Genomic DNA, 21,622 nt, shown 5'->3' on the forward strand with positions numbered 1-21,622 from the left:
AATTCGCGTTAAATAAATACTAAATAACAGTTTCAACCTAACTAAAAACGTTCTGTTTATGTATTTTCATGCGAAATTTTAAAATCCAACTAACTGTGAAACATTTACGCATTAAACTACTATTTGTAGCATGCGCATTTTTAGTTTTCTCATGTGATACTGCAAAAAAAGCAAGTAAATCAAAGAAAGCTGGTGCAACTGCTATGAAAAAACCACCTGCAAAAAAACCAGGAAAAAACGCTATCAAACCTTATGCTAAGGTAATTACCAAGGATGCAAAAACTGACAAAGGCCTATTTGACGTTCATAAAATTGATGACAAATTCTTTTACGAAATTCCAGATTCTCTTTTTGAAAGAGAAATGTTAATGGTGACTCGTATCGCTAAAACTGCCAATGGTATTGGTTTTGGTGGTGGTAAACAAAACACACAAGTTTTACGCTGGCAAAAGAAAGACAAAAAAGTATTAGTTAGAGTAGTATCTCATTCAGTTGTTGCTGCAGACTCTTTACCTGTACACGAAGCTGTTGTGAATTCTAATTTTGAGCCAATTCTATATGCTTTTCCTATAAAAGCATTTAGTAAAGATTCTACAAAAACAGTTATTGATGTAACACCAATGTTTAGCAAAGATGTAAAAGCATTAGGTTTCCCTCAAGGAAGACGTCAAGGTTATAGAATATCTAGATTAGACTCTGAAAAATCTTTTATCGAGTCTCTTAAAAGTTATCCTGAAAATATTGAAGCAAGACACGTGAAGACATATATTGCTGGTCGTCCACCTTCTAACTCAAGCACAGGAACAATTTCTTTAGAGATTAACAACTCAATGATACTTTTACCTAAAGTACCAATGCAGCGTCGTAATTTTGACCAACGTGTTGGATGGTTTGGAAGAGGTCAAACCGATTATGGTTTAGATGCTCAAGAAAGTAAAACAGTTCGTTATTTAGATCGTTGGAGACTAGAAGTTAAAGATGAAGATATCGAAAAATTTAAGCGTGGCGAATTAGTTGAGCCTAAGAAACAAATTGTTTATTATATAGACAGAGCAACTCCAGACCAATGGAAAAAATACATCAAACAAGGTATTGAAGATTGGCAAGTTGCTTTCGAAGCAGCAGGTTTCAAAAACGCTATCATAGCAAAAGACCCACCAACAGTTGAGGAAGACCCAGAATGGTCACCAGAAGATGTAAGATATTCTGTAGTACGCTATTTAGCTTCTCCAATTCCTAACGCAAATGGACCACACGTAAGTGACCCACGTTCTGGAGAGATTTTAGAAAGTGATATTAACTGGTACCACAACGTAATGACATTATTACGTAACTGGTTCTTTGTACAAACTGCAGCTATAAACCCTGACGCTCGTGGCGTTGCTTTTAAAGATGAAGTTATGGGACGTTTAATACGTTTTGTATCTGCTCACGAAGTAGGACACACTTTAGGACTTCCTCATAATATGGGAAGTAGTGTTGCTTATAAAGTTGAGGATTTAAGAGATCCTGAGTTCACTAAAAAATATGGTACTGCACCATCGATTATGGATTACGCACGTTTTAATTACGTAGCTCAACCAGGTGACGAAGGTGTTGCGTTAATGCCAAATATCGGACCTTACGACAAGTATGCTATTAACTGGGGTTATAGACCTATTTTAGAGGCAAAAACCGCTGAAGACGAAAAGAAAACTTTAGACAGTTGGATTCTTGAAAAAGCAGGTGACCCAATGTACCGCTTTGGAAGACAACAATTTGGTGTTATTGACCCAAGTTCTCAAACTGAAGATTTAGGTGATGATGCTGTTTTAGCAAGTGAGTACGGAATTAAAAACTTAAAGCGCATTGTACCTAACTTAATCGAATGGACTGCTGAAGATGGTAAGAACTATGATGATTTAGGAACAATGTATGGACAAGTTTTAGGACAGTTTAACCGTTATATGGGGCATGTTGCTTCAAATATTGGCGGTGTTTACGAATATTATAAAACATACGACCAAGAAGGTGCTGTATATACTCACGTAGCTGATGGTCACCAGAAAAAAGCAATGCAGTTTTTACAAGACCAATTATTTACAACTCCAGATTGGATGTTAGATAACAATATCTTTAATAAAATTGAAAGTGCTGGTCACATAGAACGAGTTAGAGGAATCCAAACTCGTACATTGAACAATATGATGGATTTTGGAAGAATGCAACGTCTTCTTGAAAACGAATCTATAAATGGTGACAAAGCATATGGGCTTTACGATATGATGAAAGATTTACGTCGTGGTTTATTTAGTGAATTACGTAACGGAAGAAAAATTGATATCTACAGACGTAATCTTCAACGCGCTTACATTGAGCGTATGGAGTTCATCATGAAGAATGAACAACCTGCAATTCCTGCACAGTTTAGACGTTTCTTTGGTGGCACTTCTGTAAATGTTAGTCAATCAGATATTAGAGCTGTTGTTAGAGCAGAATTAAAATCACTACGTTCTCAATTGAGAAATGCACGCGGCGGAGATTCTATGAGTAGAATTCATATCGCGGATGCTTTAGAGCGCGTAAATAATATTTTAGACCCTAATAAGTAGTCTAAAAGATTTATAAATTTTTAAAAAAGGCTTCAAATTAATTTTGAAGCCTTTTTGATTTATAGAACATTCTTAATTGCTTTGTGATACGCTTCAAATTCGATAAGGTCATTATGACTTCCGCCTTCGATAGTAATAAAATTAATATTTTTCAACCCTAATCCGTCTAACTTCTTACCGGATGAATATGGCACCAAATTATCTTCAGTTCCATGAAGTATCGTAATAGAACAATTAGTTTTTGGTAAATATTGAAAAGATGGAAACTTATACTTTAGTAAATGCTTTACAGGAAAAATAGGAAATCTACTTTTTGCAACATCTAAAATACTGTAGTACGGTGTTTCTAATACAAGCTGTCTAGGATTATTCTTTGAGGTTATATAAGATGCTATTCCTGTACCAAGAGAGCGTCCATAAATTGTAATTTCATCTTCAGCATATTGCTTCAGTAAAAAATCATAGCAAAACTGTGCATCCTTATAAAACCCTTGCTCACTTAAATTTCCTTTACTCTTCCCATAAGTTCTATAATCCATAATTAGGACATCATAATTCATAGCCACGAAGTATTCAGCTATTTTTCCCCAACGACTTAAATCTCCTGCATTACCATGAAAATACAAAATAACACCTTTGGGTTTTTCAACTTTAAAATGAATCGCATTGATAACAGCGTTTTTATCGGTTTTTAGAAATAATTCTTCAAAAGGATAATTAAATTGAAAGGTATAATCTTGTTCAAGTTTAGTTGGTAGAAACAATATCTTTTCTTGAAAAAAATGTAATGAAGCTCCAATCATAAGGTATACAGCTACAAGAACGAATAACGTTCTTTTAAGCCTTCTTTTTAGTCTTTTTTGCACTATGAATAACGTTAATACTTGTGGTTTTTAAATCTATAGTTTTAGGTTCGGAATTAAGAATATCATCTAACATTTTATGATACGATTCAAAATTATTTAAATCCTTATGACCTCCTCCAATTACGGTATGTAACTTAGTTAACTTAGGGTTAATCTTAGATAATTTCACACTAGATTTATAAGGAATCAATTTATCATTTGTCCCATGTATGATATGAATTGGGCACTGTACATATTTTAACCACTTGTATGTCGGCAAAGGATATTTTAATAAAATAGATAAAGGCATAAAAGGCATATATCGCCCAGTAACTTTTGTCAAACTGTAATATGGTGCATCTAAGATGAGTTTTTTTGGATTGTTCATCGATGCTAACTTGGTAGCAAAACCAGAACCTAAGGAGCGTCCGTAGAGTATAATTCTGTCTTCTGTTGTGAGCTCTTTGACTTTATTATAAACCAATTGCAAATCTCGTTTAATGGCTTTTTGAGAACGTTTTCCTGTGCTTTTACCAAAGCCTCGATAATCTACCATAAGCACATTATAACCATGCCTTGTAAAATCTACAGCGAATTTCCCCCAACCTTTTATACTCTTTGAATTACCCTTTAGATAAATAACTACGCCTTTACTTTCTCCTTTAGGAAAAAAACGTAGGCCATTGATTGTGGCTCCATCTCTTGTCTCTAAGTTATACTCTTTAGTTTCTTGATTTTCATAATCAAATTGAAAATCCTTAGATAGTTTTTCGGGTTTGAATAGCACATAATCTTGTATGTAATACAATGCAATACTTATAGCTACATAAATAATTAAAACTGTAATTAATGTTGAAACCCAATATTGCATATATACTTTAACCGATTATTTAACAATATAGTAAATATCAAATCAAACACTAATCCGTTTTTGAAAATATCGCAAAAGTAAATAAACGCCTAGAGCAGAAATAATGTGCTTTAAAGCATGACCACTAAAGCCGATATATTCAAAAAGAATATAGTCATAATGCTCTGAAATTTTAGCAAATATGTATGCTACTAAAAGTAACCAATAACCAGATATAGAATTATACTTAGTTTTAAATGATAGAATCACAATCAGCATTACTATTACTGGATAAAACTGAACAAATACGTATAGTCGTAAATCATCAAAAAACAACCACCAGATGATAGAAAAAACACCAGAAATTAATAATGGTAATAAAAGGGTTTTTCCAATCTTTTCATTAAAGAAATCAGTAATCAATATTGACAATAAAGCCATAAATACCATTGTCATAGGTAACCTATCCAAAACTAGTGTTTGGTCACTTGGAAACATATGATAGTAACCCGAACCAAAAGACACTAGTAAAATACCAATAAAAAAAAGAAGATATTGAAAATGTCTTTTGAAAAATTTTTTGAAATATACTATACCTATTAAACCCACTATTAAAAAAGGTAAATTAGATATAACATTCCAAAAGTTTGGAACACCTAAAATCATACTTTTATCTACAAATTCATGATAGCCTTGCTCCTGATTAATAGCACCAATTTTTAATAAAGCCACACAAAAAACAGCTCCACTTAAAAAGATTAGAAAATAACCTATTTTACTTTTTAAACTCATATCAGCACAAAACTTAAAACAATCAAAGTAAGGCTTGTGATTAATAGAAATGACGTAAAAAAAGAATAGCTTATTATCTTAAAGCCACCTTTGACAAATCGAAATGTCGCAAATAACAAAAGAGCAAATTGCAACAATATTGTAGGTAAAGTTGTCAGCTGTTGTATTACACCTAGAACTATATTTTCAATTTTTAAATATGTCCCATTCAAAAATATTAAACCAATATATATCACTGTAAAAAGGGCTACAAAAAATATTAGCTTATCAGGGTTTTTAATTTTCATAGGATTAAGTTTTTAAACCTCGCAATACTCAATCAAAATATTGCGAGGTTTCAGGTTGCTAACTACCAATCATTAAAACTAACTATAGTTCGTTATTAGTTTCAATTTCTTTATCTATATAAACTACATCTCTAGTATTCTTCTGTACTGCAATTGCCGAAAAGAGACTCAAAGTAAAAGACATACCGTAAAAACCCTTTTCACTCAATTCTAAATCTGCATTCCATAAGCCAATTACAAGAAGAACAATTGATGCAACTGATGTAAACCAACTTATACCATAATACATATCTGTAACTTGTATGTCTTCTAACTTATCTCGAACAGCTTTCTGGACAGATATAACTGAGAACAATCCAAAGAGTAAAATTGTAAAATAATAACCTTTTTCATTGAGCATCATATCTGCATTCCATAAACCGATACAATATGATACCACTCCAATAACAAGTACTGTCCAAGATGCTCCAATAAAAGACGGTGTTGGCTTTTGGTTGTACACCTTTTTTTCTTTCTTTTTTGAAGTTGATTTATCGTCTTCTTTTAAAGAAACTGTAGTCTGATAATTCATAATTTTTTGTTTTAATGATTACAGGGCAAATATTGAATCTTAAAAACAAAAATTAAAATCTTATTTTAATTAAAACTTATGATATATTGCCATATTTATTATAAATAATAATTATATTTATTGGTAATTTTAATTTTTTACTTACGATTAAATGATAGATATAGAATCTATAATAAGAACTTTAGACACAAAAGAACATAAAGCTTTTATCGATTATCTATCGAAAAAAAATAAACGAAACGACACCAAAAATATTCAGTTATTTAAGCTTTTAGCTGATGATGATTATGATAAAAAAAATATAGTCACTAAACTTTACGGTTCAGACAATAAAAACGCTTATCATGGATTACGCAATCGCCTTTTTGATAGTTTAATAGACTTCACAGCAAACAAAAATCTTGAAGATGAAAATTCAATTGATATCCAAATCATTAAATACATTTTAGCTTCTCGTACTTTTTTGCTTCAAAAAAACTTCCCAACTGCTTATAAGTTATTGGACAAAGCTGAAAAGTTAGCGGATGAAAACTCACTATTCCCTATCCTAAATGAAATTTACCATACCAAAATTCAGTATGCGGCAGATTACCCAAAAGCAGACTTAAAAACATTAATAAAAAAACAAGAAGACAATCATAAAAAACATAAGCTTGAGGATCAATTAAATATTATTTATTCAAAATTAAAATCGGCAATAAAAGCCGTCGGTTACGAAAAGACTACTGTAAATTTTGAAGCTTTATTAAAAGAAACTTTAGAAGGTTCTGATATAAAAATAGACGAATCGCTTTCTTTTAAATCATTATATCAAATTTTAGCTGTTGCAAATATATCTGCCATTGCTACTTCAAAATATTATGAAATTGAGGATTTTGTTTTAAAAAGCTATAAGATTCTAAAAAACAAAAAAGAGACAGACAAACAATTGTATTATCAAATACAGATTGTCTACATCATTGCAAATACGCTATTTAGAAATAAAAAATTTGAATACTCTATAAAATACATTGAGGAAATGGAGCAACTAATGCTTCAAAAAAAACGTAAATACTACAAAGATTTTATTCTAAAATCTACTCTAATAAAGGCACTAAACCTTAATTACAATAATGGCTTCAAGGAGGCTATTTCTATTACAAATCAGGCTTTACAAAAAAAACATAATGATATTGAAGCACTTCTGGACCTTCGTTTAAGTCTAGTCATGTTTTACTTTCAGCATAATGATTTAAAACTAGCTAAAACAGTACTTTCAAAATTTTATCACACCGATAATTGGTATATTAAAAAAGCAGGGATTGATTGGGTTATAAAAAAGAATATTGCCGAAATTCTATTATTTATAGAATTGCAGGAAGACGACTTATTCGAATCGCGATTAAATAGCTTTAGACGGCAATACAGTAAATACCTAAAAAGTATTGACCAATCCCGCATTCTTATTTTTTTAGACTTTGCTGAATCTTATTATAAAAATCCAACTATATCCACCTCAAAAAAATTTATTGATAAGGTCGAAGCTTCATTTGAATGGAAAACTAAAAGGGAAGAAGACATTTTCGTAATGAGTTTTTATGCCTGGTTAAAAAGCAAAACTAAAAATAAACCCTTATACGAAAGCACTCTAGAACTTATCAAAAAATAATCTATTTTCGTTTCATGAAAAAAGTGATATTTAAAGCTTTAGTATTTCTATTTACACTACAAGTCTTTGCACAACAAAATGATAGCCTTTCCATAAAAAACGGAATTGACAATCCCAATATGCAAACCACTCATCATTTTGGAATATTTAGCTCAAGGATTCAACAAAATTTCAAAAAAAGGCCTATAGACAAAACAACACTCTCATTTAATTATGCCAGCGGAAATAACTTTCAGCCTTTTGTGGAAACACATTTACCATCTGACCCACAAGTAAGAGAAGCTTTGAGTCAGGTAATATGGTTTCAAAGACGCTTTGATTTTATAGATCAAGAAACAACTCCAGCAGAATACTACAATATTGTAATTGATGCAGTAATTAAAGAGTTTAGAGCCAGCATAACATTGCCAATTGCGAAAAAACACGAACTAAACGTAAATTTAAGATCATACTTAATTACAGACGGTAGTTATCCATTTTCATTTTTTACAAGCGACGAAACTATCGAATGGTTTCATAGTAATATCGCTGGTGGCGAAGACCCATTTGGCAGACGTTTTTATGGCCTTAACCAGGTAAATTTTAGCTATACTGACAGAAACGGAAATACGCTGCAATTAGATAATAATGATTTTATTATTGGTGGATTAGAAATAAACCACCACTACTACTACCCGACTTTTGAATTCAATAAAACAAAAAACTTACACTTTAACTTTGGAAGTCATTTAGGTATCAATACATCAAAATTTAATCCTTCACTAGATATTGGAATCTCAGCAAACGCACTGAAACAATTTAAATTTGCAAATAAAAATGAATTAGATATTGCTACAGGAGCAAGCTTGCTAAGAAAAAATCTTATTGATTTTGATGAAGTTATTGATTTAGGTAATAATAAGTTTTTGGCAACTCTGGAAGCCGATGTGGAATTTACTAAGTACACTCAAAAAGGTAACTACCACGCATTTGGATTGAATTATCAAATTCAATCTAGATACAACAAACAAGAAGAAACAGAGTATTACAGATTATTAGGAGATTTTGCTGCTATAAATGCTGGCTGGCACAATGGTGTTAGTCGCTTATATGTTCCTTTATCTAATTGGTCAATTATTTATACCTATGGACGCAGAAACTATAAATTAGCACTTTATATAAAACAAGATTTTTCCGTAAACAATTCGCCAGACATACAAGCAGGCATGAATTTTAGCGTCCCTATTCATAAATAACCTAGGAGTTAAAATTGTTAAGTGTTAAATCTTGTGTTAAAAAAAATAGTAATTTTAAACGCTTTAGATTTTTTAAAGTCTTAATAGTGAACTTAAATATTTAAAAAGAGATTTCTCGAGAAGTTTCGATACAAAATCGATTAAAAAACAATAAAATTTAAAACATGAAAAAATTAGTAGTTATTGCATTATCCCTTTTCACTTTTACTGGGTTTGCGCAGAAAATCAACAAAGAAAAGATGAGCAACGCTGTCGAGAAGCGTATGTATAAAAAAGGCAAAGCATCACCTAAAGCACAAGCAGAAATCGAAAGCAAACAAATGACATTGCAATTAGATTTGACTAAACAACAACAAACTAAAGTAGAAAATGCTTTATTGGGTCATTACGAAATAATGAAAGAACGTAAAGATGCTGTAAGAAAGTCTGATAAGAAATTGACTCCTGAGCAACGTACAAAAATGAAATCAGAACATTTAGATGCACAAATTACATTAAAAGCTGAAATGAAAACCATTTTAAATGCTGAGCAGTATGCTAAATATTCTCAGATGATGGAGCGCAAAATGAAAAACAGAAGAGGAAAAGGAAAAAGAAGAAAATAAACATTGGATCTCCTAATAAAAAGAGCGCGATTAGGGCTCTTTTTTATTTTATCGCTTTTGCAAAATTTCTGACTGCAGTTATGGTCTCATCTAAATCTTTGTACGACAAAGCATCTGTAATAAACCAAGTCTCAAATGAGCTAGGCGCAATGTATATACCTTGATTTAGCATGCTATGAAAAAAAGATTTAAATCTATCATTATTTCCTTTAGCTGCTGTTACAAAATCATAAACAGAATCTTTATCAAAATGAACAGATATCATTGAGCCTACACGATTGATTGTATGGTCAATATTATTTTCGGTTAAAACTTTAGCCATACCTTTGTGTAAATATTCGGTTTTTTCAGCCAAACGTATAAATAAGTTTTCGTCTTCATTTATTGATTTTAGCATAGCTAAACCCGCAGCCATAGCTAATGGGTTTCCACTTAAAGTTCCGGCTTGATAAACTGGTCCAACTGGAGCTAAAAAGTCCATAATTTCGTTCCTAGCGGCAAATGCACCTACTGGTAAACCGCCACCAATTACTTTTCCATAACAAACAATATCTGCATCAACATTATACAACTCCTGAGCAGCACCTTTTGCAAGCCTAAAACCAGTCATAACTTCATCAAAGACTAGTAGGATATTATTCGCATTACATAAATCTCGCAAACCTTCCAAGAACCCTTCTTTTGGTGGGATACAACCCATATTACCAGCAACAGGTTCTAAGATAATAGCTGCAATCTCGTTTGGATTAGCTTCGATTAACTCTTCTACATTAAGAAGATTATTATAATCTGCAAGTAAAGTGTCTTTTGCTGTTCCTTGAGTAACTCCTGGACTGTTTGGTGTTCCAAAAGTAGCACCGCCGCTTCCTGCTGCAATCAAAAACGCATCACTATGACCATGATAACAACCTGAAAATTTTATAATCTTATCCTTTCCTGTAAATCCTCTCGCCAAACGAATAGCAGACATACATGCTTCAGTACCTGAATTAACAAAACGAATTTTGTCAATATTTGGCACCATAGAAACTGCTAATTCTGCAATTTCAGTCTCAATTGCCGTTGGCATCCCAAATGATGTTCCAGATTCTGCTTTAGATTTTACAGCTTCAACGACAGGTTCAAAAGCGTGGCCCAGTAACATTGGGCCCCAAGAATTAATATAATCGATATATCGATTTCCATCTTCGTCATACACATAAGCACCTTTTGCAGATTTTGCAAAAATTGGTGTTCCACCAACACCTTTAAAAGCACGAACTGGTGAATTTACACCACCTGGAATTACTTCCTGTGCATCTTTAAAAAGAGCACTACTTCTTTGATATAACATAATATTATTGAATTTTCAAAACTTGTCCAATAGACAAATTATTAGATGTTAGTTTATTTTTTTGTTTAATCGTGTCAACAGATATGCCGTAAGTTCGGCTTAAAGAATATAATGTATCGCCTTTGACGACTGTGTGTAATTTTTGAGTTACAACTTCTTTATTTTTTTTCTTTTTTGAACGCTTTTTCCCTAGAACTTGCTCATCATATTTATAAAGCTCATAGCGCTCAATAAGGCTAATTAATTTTTGTGGATATTTTCTATCTGTTGCATAACCTGCAGCTCTTAAGCCTCTTGCCCAACCTTTATAATCATCAGGCTTTAGTTGAAATAATTTTGCATAACGTCCACGACCAGTTAAAAACTCAGAGTGGTCTTTATAAGATGTTTCAGCAGCTTTATATTTTCTGAAACACTCTTGATCTTCGTCATCATCGTGATAAATTTTCGCACCTTTCCAACCGTGACATTTTATACCAAAATGATTATTAGCTTCTTTTGCCAAACGTCCATTTCCTGAACCAGACTCTAATATACCTTGCGCTAAAGTGATGCTCGATGGAATTTTAGATATACGCATTTCTGCCATCGCAATATTTGCATATGTATCTATGTAAGTATCAACAGATGTTCTTTTTCGTGGTATTACCACAACAGGGTTTGAAGGTGTTTTAGTTGACTGTGTTTCAGAAACTTCTTTCTTAACAACTTTTTCAGTTTTTGTTGTAGACTTTTTCTTTTTTGTGACCACTCCTTTTCTTGGGCCACAAGCCATTAAAGATAACACCACTAATATTATGAAAAATCTTAAGTTCATTTATACATTTATTAAGGGCATAGATTTAGCTTTCAACCTTTCGTTAATGCCCAATATACCTTGAAGCCCTCCAGAATGGATAGCTAAAATTTTTGAATCAGGTTCAAACTTTCCTGCCAAAATCATATCAAATAAGCCAAACATCATTTTTCCGGTGTAAATAGGATCTAATGGAATGTTATATCTAGACTTGAAATCATTTATAAACGTTACTAATTCGGAGTTTATTTTGGCATAACCACCAAAATGATAATCCGCAATTAGTTGCCAATTTTTATTATTTGCAAATTTACTAATTTCTTCACTTAAAAAATCACCTTTTAACGCTGGAAAACCCAATATTTTTTGATTTTCTGAAGATGAATTTATCAGTCCAGAAATTGTACCACCAGTTCCAACGCACGAACATATATAATCATACTCTGAATCATCGGTCGTTAGTATTTCTTCACATCCTTTTACTGCAAGTTTATTGGTTCCGCCTTCTGGAATTAAATAAAAATCACCAAAACGTTTTCTTAAATTATTTTGAAATGATTCAGAATTCTTTTCTCGATAAACCTCTCTAGAAACAAAATAGAATTGCATTCCATTGTCTTTAGCAAAACTCAATGTTGGGTTCAAATCTATCTTTGACTCTAACTCATCTCCCCTGATAACCCCTATAGTTTTTAAATCTTTTATTTTGCCAGCATAAGCTGTAGCCGCTATATGGTTAGAAAAAGCACCTCCAAATGTTAGAATTGTAGTTTTATTAAGCTGATTAGACTCAAGGAGATTATATTTTAATTTTCGGTATTTATTGCCAGAAATAAATGGATGTAGTAAATCTTCACGCTTTATGAAAAGCTGAATATTCTTGTGATTTTCGATATGAATTTGTTGTGTATCTGACTGCATTACAACTTCAAAAATAATGTATAAAATTCCAAAATGGGCGCTTTTTTAGAAACTTCAAATCAGATTCATTTAAGTAAGCTTCCCTTTCAAAAGAAATTGACCTATAAGCCATTTTCCAATCTTTCAATCTCATATATCTTATTAAAAATTCAGCAACATACAATACATAAAATGGAAGAACCAATAATTCTAACTGTTGTCTTAAGTGAATTTTCTCATGATTTATTAAAGCCTCATTTAATCTCATATCTTTTTCTTTTAAAAAAACAAAAGGAAATATTGTCAAGCCTAAATAATCTTTCGGTACTAAATATTTTGAAACTATTATCACGGTTATTAATATTCAAAAATCAATCCAAAATAAGTTATCTTTGTTATCTATGAAAAAATATGTTCCAATCGAAGATGGCGACTACTATTTAACTTCTGAGGGTTATCGCTGTTTCACTGAACAATATCATTTAAAACGGGGTTATTGTTGTGAAAGCGGATGTAGACACTGCCCATATGGATTCAATAAAGAAACGCTAAAAAAAAAGTAATGCAAACAACGCTTACAGCATTCAAAGAACAAATATTAGAAGGTATACCAAAGCAGTTACCAGCTGCTAAACTTTATGACGCATCTATAAATCATGCACCTTTTAGAAAAGATATTTTATCTATTGAAGAAAAGAAACTTGCTCTACAAAATGCATTACGATATTTTGACAAAAAGCATCACAATATTTTAATAAAAGAGTTTAAAACCGAGCTTGAAATTTATGGTCGTATATATATGTATCGCTACAGACCAGATTACAAAATGTATGCACGACCTATTGATGAATACCCTGCAAAATCCAAACAGGCTGCTGCTATTATGTTGATGATTCAAAACAACCTAGATTATGCTGTAGCTCAACATCCTCATGAATTGATTACCTATGGCGGAAATGGTGGTGTTTTTAGTAACTGGGCGCAATACCGTTTAACAATGAAATATTTGGCCGAAATGAATGATGAGCAAACACTTGTTATATATTCTGGCCATCCAATGGGATTATTTCCTAGTCATAAAGAAGCACCAAGAGTTGTAGTAACTAACGGTATGATGATTCCTAATTACTCAAAACCTGACGATTGGGAAAAATTTAATGCGCTTGGCGTTACTCAATACGGACAAATGACTGCTGGAAGCTATATGTACATTGGTCCACAAGGTATCGTACATGGAACAACAATTACAGTGTTAAATGGTTTTAGAAAAATAGGAAAATCACCAAAAGGTAATCTATTTGTAACTTCAGGATTAGGAGGTATGTCTGGCGCACAACCCAAAGCAGGAAACATAGCTGGCTGTATTACAGTTTGCGCAGAAGTAAATCCAAAAATCACGCAAGTAAGACTCGACCAAGGTTGGATTGATGAAAAAATAACAGATTTAGACAAATTAGTTTCTCGCGTTGAAAAAGCAAAGGCTGATAAAGAAACTATATCAATAGCCTATCTAGGTAACATAGTCGATGTTTGGGAAAAATTTGATGAAGCTAATATTCATATAGATTTAGGTAGTGACCAGACTTCACTTCATAATCCTTGGGCTGGTGGTTATTATCCAGCAGATTTATCTTTTGATGAGTCTAATGAGATGATGGCAAACAATCCTGAATTATTCAAAACAAAAGTTCAAGAAACTTTGTGTCGTCATGCTGATGCTATAAATAAGCACACCAAAAAAGGCACCTATTTCTTTGATTACGGAAATGCATTTCTACTTGAAGCTTCTCGTGCGGGAGCAGATATTATGAATGATAACCCTACTTTAGGACGAGAATTTAAATACCCTAGTTATGTACAAGACATTATGGGTCCAATGTGTTTTGATTATGGTTTTGGACCTTTCCGCTGGGTTTGCGCATCTGGAAAACCAGAAGATTTAAAAAAGACAGACGAGATTGCTTGTCAGGTTCTTGAAAATATGATGAAGGATGCTCCTGAGGAAATTCAACAGCAAATGGCTGATAATATTCAATGGATTAAAGGCGCTCAAGAAAACAAATTAGTGGTTGGTTCTCAAGCAAGAATTCTTTATGCTGACGCTGAAGGCCGAATGAAAATTGCCGAAGCTTTCAACAAAGCTATTGAGAATGGCGACATTGGTTATGTAATTTTAGGTCGCGACCATCATGATGTTTCTGGTACAGATTCTCCTTATCGAGAGACAAGTAATATCTACGATGGCTCAAGGTTTACTGCTGACATGGCTATACATAATGTAATTGGCGATAGTTTTAGAGGCGCGACTTGGGTTAGTATACACAATGGTGGTGGTGTTGGCTGGGGAGAAGTTATTAATGGAGGTTTTGGTATGGTTCTTGATGGTAGTATAGAAGCATCTAAACGTCTGAAACAGATGTTGTTTTGGGATGTAAACAACGGTATATCAAGAAGGAGTTGGGCGAGAAATGAAGGCGCAATATTTACAATAAAGCGAGCTATGGAAATTGAACCAAACTTGAAAGTAACTATACCTAACAAAGTTGACAACGAACTTTTAAACAGACTCGAACTTAAATAAACTACTCAGATTATGAAAAAGACAATTAAATTTTTACCGGTATTACTTTTAGCTATTATTATGAGCTCATGTAGCTCTGTCCGTGTTGCCTCAGACTACGACAAAGAAACCGAATTTAAAGAATATAAAACTTTTGCATTTTTTAAACCAGGTATAGATAAAGCTGAGATTAGTGACCTAGACAAACGTAGAATTTTAAAAGCTATTGAAGCCGAACTTATGGCTAAAGGAATGACAAAATCCAGTAATCCAGATATGCTTGTAAGTATTTTTACAAAATCGAACCAACGTGTGGACATTTACAATAACGCATGGGGACTTAACGGATGGGGCTGGGGTGGCTTTAACAGATGGGGCTGGGGTCCTGGTTGGGGAGCTGGTTTTAACAACCAACAAGTTTCAACAAGAACAGAGGGTATACTATTTGTAGACTTCATAGACGCAAGCAAAAAACAATTAATTTGGCAAGGCTCTGGAACAGGTTATTTAGTTACTAAAAATGCTGAGAAAAAAGAAGCCCGAATAAAAGAATTTGTCACAGAAATGATGACTGCTTATCCACCAGCAGTTGAAACAAAATAACAAGTCCTGTTTTTACATAAAAAGAGCATTCAATAATTGAATGCTCTTTTTTTGCGCTAAAAATTTCCATCTCTTATAAAAGTTTATCTTTGCGCACTTTTAAGATAGAGTATTATGATATTAGGCCAAGTAACACGAAAAAACTTTACACAAAACCCTAAAAATGACATCCTTTCAGGATTAACTGTTGCATTAGCATTAGTTCCTGAAGCTGTTGCTTTTGCATTTGTTGCTGGTGTTGACCCATTAGTTGGTCTATATGGAGCATTTATGATGGGTTTAGTTACAGCGCTTTTTGGTGGACGGCCAGGTATGATATCTGGGGCAACTGGAGCTATGGCGGTAGTTATGGTCCATTTGATTAAAAAAGGAAATGATGTTGGGTTAGCGCTAGATACACCAATAGATAACTTAGGACTACAATGGCTTTTTATTACACTTTTGTTCGTTGGAGGTATTCAAATTTTAGCAGGCGTTTTTAAACTCGGAAAGTTTGTGAGATTGATTCCACACCCGGTAATGATGGGATTTGTAAACGGTTTGGCAATTGTAATTTTCTTATCGCAATTAGGTCTTTTTAAAGAAACTGTTGATGGTGAAAAAGTATTTATGACCGGTACAGCATTATATACAATGCTAGGGTTAATAGCCTTAACCATGGGTATTATGTACGGTTTGCCTAAACTCACAAAAAAAGTACCAGCTGCATTATTGGCAATCATAGTTGTTGCTGCTATAACAATTTTTGGACAGCTAGATGTGAGTACTGTTGGTTCATTTATTAGAGATGGTGGCGGTGATGGTTTACAAGGTGGCTTACCAACATTCCAAGACCAAATATTTGGATTCTTTGGAACGCTTGAAGGTAATTTTCTAACCACAATATTACCAACAGCATTTATTTTAGCTGCCATCGGACTTATAGAATCATTAATGACATTAAATCTTATTGATGAAATGACCGAAACTCGTGGAAATGGAAATCGTGAATGTATCGCTCAAGGTGGGGCAAATATATTAAATGGACTCTTTGGTGGAATGGGCGGATGTGCTATGATTGGTCAATCTATTATCAACGTGGATTCTGGTGGACGCGGTCGTTTATCAGGAGCAGTTGCAGCAATCGCGTTGTTATGCTTTGTATTATTTGGTGCACCATTGATTGAACAAATTCCTATCGCAGCATTAGTCGGAGTGATGTTTATGGTCGTTATCGGAACATTTGCTTGGTCAAGCTTCCGAATTATAAGAAAAATACCATTATCTGATGCTATTGTTTTAGTAGCTGTATCAGGAATAACAGTGTGGAAAGATTTAGCAGTTGCTGTAATAGCTGGTGTTATTATTTCGGCATTAGTATTTGCCTGGAAAAATGCTACAATGATTAGAGCTCGCAAGCGCATGCAAGCTGATGGCACAAAAACTTACGAAATTTGGGGACCATTATTCTTTGGTTCTATTCAGAATTTTAACTCGAAGTTTGATGTAAAGAATGACCCTCTGAACGTTGAAATCGACTTTGTAGAATCTCGAGTAAGTGACCATTCTGCTTTGGAAGCGATTTTCAATTTAGTTGAAAAATATGAAGCTGAAGGAAAAACTATTAAACTAAAGCATTTAAGTGAAGATTGTAAAATTCTTCTAAGAAAAGGTAGTCCTAAATTTGAGGAAGTCATTGTTGACGATATTGATGATCCACGTTATCATTTAGCCGCAAATCCTGAAAAGTTTACAAAAGCACTATCTGAATATAAATTAGATTAATCAGCTTACATTTGAACATTTTTTTCCTCTGGAAATTGACTAGGTATGTTATCTGGATTTTCATCTAGCATTTGTCGTAAATCTATTTCAATTCCGCGAGAAATTGTTGAAATAGGCACATCATTTGGTCCACCTTCAAATGGATTTTCTCCTGTTCTAGCTAGTCTTTCCATGGTATGAAATGCCCAAGATACTATTGCACAAAACGGTATAGCTATCCAAATAAAATATTTACCGACTAGAAAAAAATCACCAACCATAGTCTCGCCTATCTCTGCAAACTCTGGTATTAGACCAAATGGTATTAGAATTGTAAATACTCTTGTCAAGTATAATCCTAAACTTGCATATTGTCTTGGATAAGGAAAATTTTTAATCCTTTCAGATTTCCCTTGATGTGTAAAGAGAGATTCTAAAACATTTTCAAGTTCTAAAAATGAAAACTCCCATATTAAACCTTTCTCTTTTAATTCTCTAATATGCTTAGACTGGAGGTATAACAATGCTGTTTGTTTATTGTTTTTAGACAAGACATAATCTCTTTCTTCATCCGATAAATACATCATGAGGTTATCATCTAAAGTAGACACTTCTTCAGGAATATGAATCATATTACTCCATTCTCTATTAGTTTTTGCTTTGTGCTGTGTCTCCCATGATTTACGAGTTCGCATAGCGTACCTTAAAGCTGTCATCCATGCAATATGACGATATATAAGAACCTTTTTATGTCTTTGTAATTCTTCATTAGTAGCAGGATCATCAGAATACTCATTGCTTACCATATCCTGAATCTTCATCCCCCAAGTTCGAGATGTATTAACTATAGCACCCCAAATTTTTCGTGCTTCCCAAATACGACCATATGCAGAATTATTTTGAAAACCTACCAGAAATGCAACAGCAGTACCAATTAACGCCACTGGTGTCCAGGGCACATTCAAAAAAGTAAAGCCAAATACTTTATAGAGAACAGTAATAATACCTGTATAAAGAAGGTAAATAAGTGTTTCACCTCTAGTCCAAAGCACCATGTCTTTGACTGAGTATCGTTTTTTGGTAAGCATTCAATTGAGTTTAGTTGAAACTAAGATACAGAAATTCTTAATTCAACCTAATCCAATTAATAATCCAAAAGTGCTTCAATTTTAGCCTTCACTTTTTCAGTTGATGGAATCATTGTTTGCTCTAAAGTAGAATTCAGTGGAATTGCCGGCATATTCTCACTACCAATCGTCATTACAGGTGCGTCCAAATATTTGAAACATTCTTCTTGAATCTTACCAGCTAATGCTCTTGCAAAACTATTATTAGAAGGCTCTTCCGTAACCACTAAACATTTTCCTGTTTTCTTAACAGACTTCATTATGGTTTCTTCATCTAATGGATACAATGTTCTTAAATCAATGATTTCAATTTGGTCGCGCATATCTAATTCACCAGAAGCATTATATGCCCAATGTACACCCATTCCGTATGTCACAATGGTTAGGGTTTCGACATTTTCTTGTCTCCATATTTCTTGTAAAACCCAAGCTTTTCCAAAAGGCAATACGTAGTCTTCTGCAGGCTCTTTTGAAGTTGCCGTCAGAGTTCCAGGAACTTTAGACCAATACAATCCTTTATGTTCTAAAATGACTACAGGATTTGGGTCATGATAAGCCGCTTTCATTAAGCCTTTTAAATCAGCACCATTGCTCGGATAAGCAATTTTAATTCCTCTTATGTTAGTAATAATACTTTCGACAGAGGACGAATGGTAAGGTCCACCACTTCCGTATGCCCCAATTGGCACTCTAAGAATCATACTCACTGGCCATTTTCCATTTGACAAATAACAACTTCGACTCACTTCAGTAAATAACTGATTTAATCCTGGCCAAATATAATCTGCAAACTGAACCTCAACAATTGGTTTTAAACCAACAGCAGACATCCCAACTGTACTTCCGACAATAAAAGCTTCTTGTATTGGCGTATTAAACACACGGTCATCTCCAAATTTTTGTGCTAATGTTGCCGCTTCTCTAAACACACCGCCCAAACGACCTCCGACATCTTGTCCGTAAACCAAACATTCTTTATACTCTCGCATTAATTCCTCTACAGCAAATAATGCACAATCTACCATTACTACTTTATCTGCGCCTTCTGGTTCACGTACACCTTTTTCTTCTGTTATTGGAGTTGGTACAAAATCATGAGTAAATAAATCCTCTGGTTTTGGATCTTCAGCTTTTAATGCTTTTTTAAAATCATTTTCGACTTTCGCTTTTGCTGAATTTTCTATATCGTTAATCTCTTTTTCTGAAAAACCAGCATCTGATAATTGTTGTTTAATTACTGGATATGGGTCACGACTTCTAGCTTCATCTAAATCATCGCGATACCATTCCATACGCACACCAGATGTATGATGATTTAACAACGGAACTTTTGCATGCACTAGAAAAGGACGACGTTCTTCACGAATCGTTTTTATCACTTTTTCTAAAGTCTCATAACTTTCAATAAAGTTAGCTCCGTCAATAGAAATCGCTTCTAAACCATGGAATCCAGCTGCATATTCGGCTGCGTTTTGTGCTCTAGTTTCCTCAGCATTAGCAGAAATATCCCAGCCATTATCTTGTACTAAATATAATATTGGCATTTGCTTTAAAGCTGCCATCTGAAAAGCTTCTGCTATTTCTCCTTCAGTCACAGAAGCATCACCAAGAGAACATACCGAAATAGGATTTTCAATAAATGAATCATTTAAACCTTGCAATTCTTTATACTGCATTCCCATAGCAACACCAGTCGCAGGAATGGCTTGCATGCCAGTAGCAGAGGATTGGTGAGGTATTTTTGGCTTGTCATCATCTTTTATACTTGGATGAGAATAATACGTTCTTCCACCAGAGAAAGGATCTTCCTTTTTTGCCAATAACTGTAACATTAAGTCATAAGGTTCTAACCCAAATGACAGTAACATAGCATCATCTCTGTAGTACGGAAATGCATAATCTTGAGGTAGTAATTGAAGGCCCAATGCAATTTGAATAGCTTCATGACCTCGTGATGTGGCGTGCACATATTTTGAAACTTGTTTAAAATTAGCTTCATATAATTCTGCCATAGCTTTCGCTGTGCACAGCTTTAAAAATCCTTTTTCTAAGATAGCTTTCTTCATCTATGCAAGTTCCTTATTTGTTTTCAACATCCATCCAAATTTATCCTCTAGTTGTCCTGTTTTGATTGCATTTAATGTATCATTAACTTCTAATCCAACAGGACTTTCATCTGAAACATGAATAGTTTCACCTTCTAATCCAATCTCTTGAATATATGCTATACCTACAGCTGTACCAGTACCAAAAGCTTCTTCTAAAGTGCCGTCTGTTGATGCTTCTTTAATTTCGTCAATAGCAATTTTTCGCTCAGTAACCTTATAATTCATAGCTTTAAGCATATCTATGACACTTGCTCTTGTAATACCATGTAAAACAGAACCATCTAATTCTGGTGTAAAAAACTCGCCATTAATCTTGAAGAAGATATTCATAGTACCAACTTCTTGTATATACTTATGCTCATGAGCATCTAACCATAATACTTGATCATAACCTTTAGCTTTGGCTAATTCTGTTGGTCGTATTGCGGCTGCATAATTACCTGCTGCTTTTGCTTCACCTGTTCCGCCTGAGGCAGCTCTAATAAATTGCTTTTCTGCCCATAACTTTATGCGTTTGCTAAAAAATGGTCCTGCCGGTGAAGCCATAATTATAAACTTATAATGTGTTGCTGCTCGCATACCAATAAAAGGTTCATCTGCATACATAAATGGTCTTAAATACAAGGCACTTCCTTGTTGTGGAGGAATCCAATTGTGCTCTAAACTCACCAACTCTGTAAGTCCTTGAACAAACAATTCTTCAGGAACATTTGGCATACCCATTCGGTCTGCACTTAAATTTAAACGCTTAGCATTTTGCTCTGGCCTAAATAACATTGGATTACCATCTGTGTCTTTATAAGCTTTCATCCCTTCAAAAATAGCTTGCCCATAATGTAAAGCCATGGCCGCAGGATGTGTGGGAATTAATCCTATTGGGACAATTCTCGGATTTGTCCATTCTCCATTTTCGTAATCACAGATAAACATATGATCAGTAAAAGTGGTTCCTAATGGAATATTATTAAAATCTAGTTCACTAAGATTAGATTTTTCTGCTTGGGTAATATTTATAGTGTAAGACATGA

At 33.6% G+C, this 21,622-nt stretch carries 19 protein-coding genes; 8 read left to right on the forward strand and 11 right to left on the reverse strand.

Annotated elements, in window-relative coordinates; translation table 11 throughout:
- Positions 1-68 precede the first annotated feature (68 nt).
- Positions 69-2,591 (forward strand): zinc-dependent metalloprotease, encoded by a 2,523-nt coding sequence (locus tag BTO05_RS06375; protein ID WP_087491855.1) that lies wholly within the window; start codon positions 69-71, stop codon positions 2,589-2,591.
- Positions 2,592-2,650: 59 nt separating this feature from the next.
- Here the strand turns inward: BTO05_RS06375 and BTO05_RS06380 are convergent, their stop codons facing one another.
- The 4 genes from BTO05_RS06380 to yiaA form a co-directional block, all read right to left on the reverse strand.
- The gene (locus BTO05_RS06380; RefSeq protein ID WP_087491856.1) at positions 2,651-3,394 is read right to left on the reverse strand and encodes an alpha/beta hydrolase; all 744 of its coding nucleotides are present in this window, start codon (positions 3,392-3,394) and stop codon (positions 2,651-2,653) included.
- A gap of 34 nt (positions 3,395-3,428) precedes the next feature.
- Positions 3,429-4,307: an alpha/beta hydrolase gene (locus BTO05_RS06385; RefSeq protein ID WP_087491857.1), complete on the reverse strand. Its 879-nt coding sequence runs from the start codon at positions 4,305-4,307 to the stop codon at positions 3,429-3,431.
- 42 nt (positions 4,308-4,349) lie between these two features.
- A complete protein-coding gene (locus BTO05_RS06390) occupies positions 4,350-5,078 on the reverse strand; it encodes a ceramidase domain-containing protein (RefSeq protein WP_087491858.1) in 729 nt (242 codons plus the stop codon).
- Between the two features lie 369 nt (positions 5,079-5,447).
- Positions 5,448-5,936, reverse strand: coding sequence for an inner membrane protein YiaA (yiaA, locus tag BTO05_RS06400; protein WP_087491860.1), 489 nt, complete (start codon positions 5,934-5,936; stop codon positions 5,448-5,450).
- A gap of 151 nt (positions 5,937-6,087) precedes the next feature.
- Here yiaA and BTO05_RS06405 point away from each other — a divergent pair, with 151 nt between their 5' ends.
- The 3 genes from BTO05_RS06405 to BTO05_RS06415 all read left to right on the forward strand — a co-directional run bounded on the left by BTO05_RS06405 (position 6,088) and on the right by BTO05_RS06415 (position 9,424).
- Positions 6,088-7,584, forward strand: coding sequence for a hypothetical protein (locus tag BTO05_RS06405; protein WP_087491861.1), 1,497 nt, complete (start codon positions 6,088-6,090; stop codon positions 7,582-7,584).
- A gap of 14 nt (positions 7,585-7,598) precedes the next feature.
- Positions 7,599-8,819, forward strand: a complete 1,221-nt coding sequence (locus BTO05_RS06410; RefSeq protein ID WP_087491862.1) for a hypothetical protein — start codon at positions 7,599-7,601, stop codon at positions 8,817-8,819.
- A gap of 164 nt (positions 8,820-8,983) precedes the next feature.
- Entirely contained in the window at positions 8,984-9,424 is a 441-nt protein-coding gene (locus BTO05_RS06415; protein ID WP_087491863.1) for a hypothetical protein, read from the forward strand.
- 43 nt (positions 9,425-9,467) lie between these two features.
- Here BTO05_RS06415 and hemL read toward each other — a convergent pair whose 3' ends face one another.
- Genes hemL through BTO05_RS06435 form a run of 4 tightly spaced genes read right to left on the reverse strand, consistent with a single transcriptional unit; the run spans position 9,468 to position 12,805 of the window.
- Entirely contained in the window at positions 9,468-10,757 is a 1,290-nt protein-coding gene (hemL, locus tag BTO05_RS06420; protein ID WP_087491864.1) for a glutamate-1-semialdehyde 2,1-aminomutase, read from the reverse strand.
- A gap of 4 nt (positions 10,758-10,761) precedes the next feature.
- Complete coding sequence (locus tag BTO05_RS06425; protein ID WP_087491865.1) at positions 10,762-11,574, reverse strand: glucosaminidase domain-containing protein; 813 nt, start codon at positions 11,572-11,574, stop codon at positions 10,762-10,764.
- Positions 11,575-12,474, reverse strand: coding sequence for a 1-aminocyclopropane-1-carboxylate deaminase/D-cysteine desulfhydrase (locus BTO05_RS06430; protein WP_087491866.1), 900 nt, complete (start codon positions 12,472-12,474; stop codon positions 11,575-11,577).
- Between the two features lie 7 nt (positions 12,475-12,481).
- Entirely contained in the window at positions 12,482-12,805 is a 324-nt protein-coding gene (locus BTO05_RS06435; protein WP_087491867.1) for a hypothetical protein, read from the reverse strand.
- A gap of 49 nt (positions 12,806-12,854) precedes the next feature.
- Between BTO05_RS06435 and BTO05_RS14110 the strand changes: the two genes are divergently transcribed.
- The 4 genes from BTO05_RS14110 (at position 12,855) to BTO05_RS06450 (ending at position 17,380) form a co-directional block, all read left to right on the forward strand.
- Positions 12,855-13,016, forward strand: a complete 162-nt coding sequence (locus tag BTO05_RS14110) for a DUF5522 domain-containing protein (protein WP_198295263.1) — start codon at positions 12,855-12,857, stop codon at positions 13,014-13,016.
- Positions 13,016-15,034: a urocanate hydratase gene (locus BTO05_RS06440; protein WP_087491868.1), complete on the forward strand. Its 2,019-nt coding sequence runs from the start codon at positions 13,016-13,018 to the stop codon at positions 15,032-15,034. Before BTO05_RS14110 ends, BTO05_RS06440 begins: the two co-directional genes overlap by 1 nt.
- Positions 15,035-15,046: 12 nt before the next feature.
- Entirely contained in the window at positions 15,047-15,616 is a 570-nt protein-coding gene (locus BTO05_RS06445) for a DUF4136 domain-containing protein (RefSeq protein WP_087491869.1), read from the forward strand.
- A gap of 114 nt (positions 15,617-15,730) precedes the next feature.
- Positions 15,731-17,380: a SulP family inorganic anion transporter gene (locus BTO05_RS06450; protein WP_087491870.1), complete on the forward strand. Its 1,650-nt coding sequence runs from the start codon at positions 15,731-15,733 to the stop codon at positions 17,378-17,380.
- A 5-nt stretch (positions 17,381-17,385) separates the two neighbouring features.
- On the opposite strand, the gene BTO05_RS06455 is transcribed toward BTO05_RS06450, so the two are convergent.
- From BTO05_RS06455 to BTO05_RS06465, 3 genes are read right to left on the reverse strand one after another with little or no spacing between them, the layout of a single operon-like run.
- Entirely contained in the window at positions 17,386-18,447 is a 1,062-nt protein-coding gene (locus BTO05_RS06455; protein ID WP_232459791.1) for a bestrophin family protein, read from the reverse strand.
- 56 nt (positions 18,448-18,503) lie between these two features.
- Positions 18,504-20,552, reverse strand: coding sequence for a thiamine pyrophosphate-dependent enzyme (locus BTO05_RS06460; RefSeq protein ID WP_087491871.1), 2,049 nt, complete (start codon positions 20,550-20,552; stop codon positions 18,504-18,506).
- Positions 20,553-21,620 (reverse strand): branched-chain amino acid aminotransferase, encoded by a 1,068-nt coding sequence (locus BTO05_RS06465; RefSeq protein WP_087491872.1) that lies wholly within the window; start codon positions 21,618-21,620, stop codon positions 20,553-20,555.
- Positions 21,621-21,622 lie beyond the last annotated feature (2 nt).

The sequence above is a fragment of the Winogradskyella sp. PC-19 genome, assembly GCF_002163855.1.
Taxonomy (GTDB): Bacteria; Bacteroidota; Bacteroidia; order Flavobacteriales; family Flavobacteriaceae; genus Winogradskyella.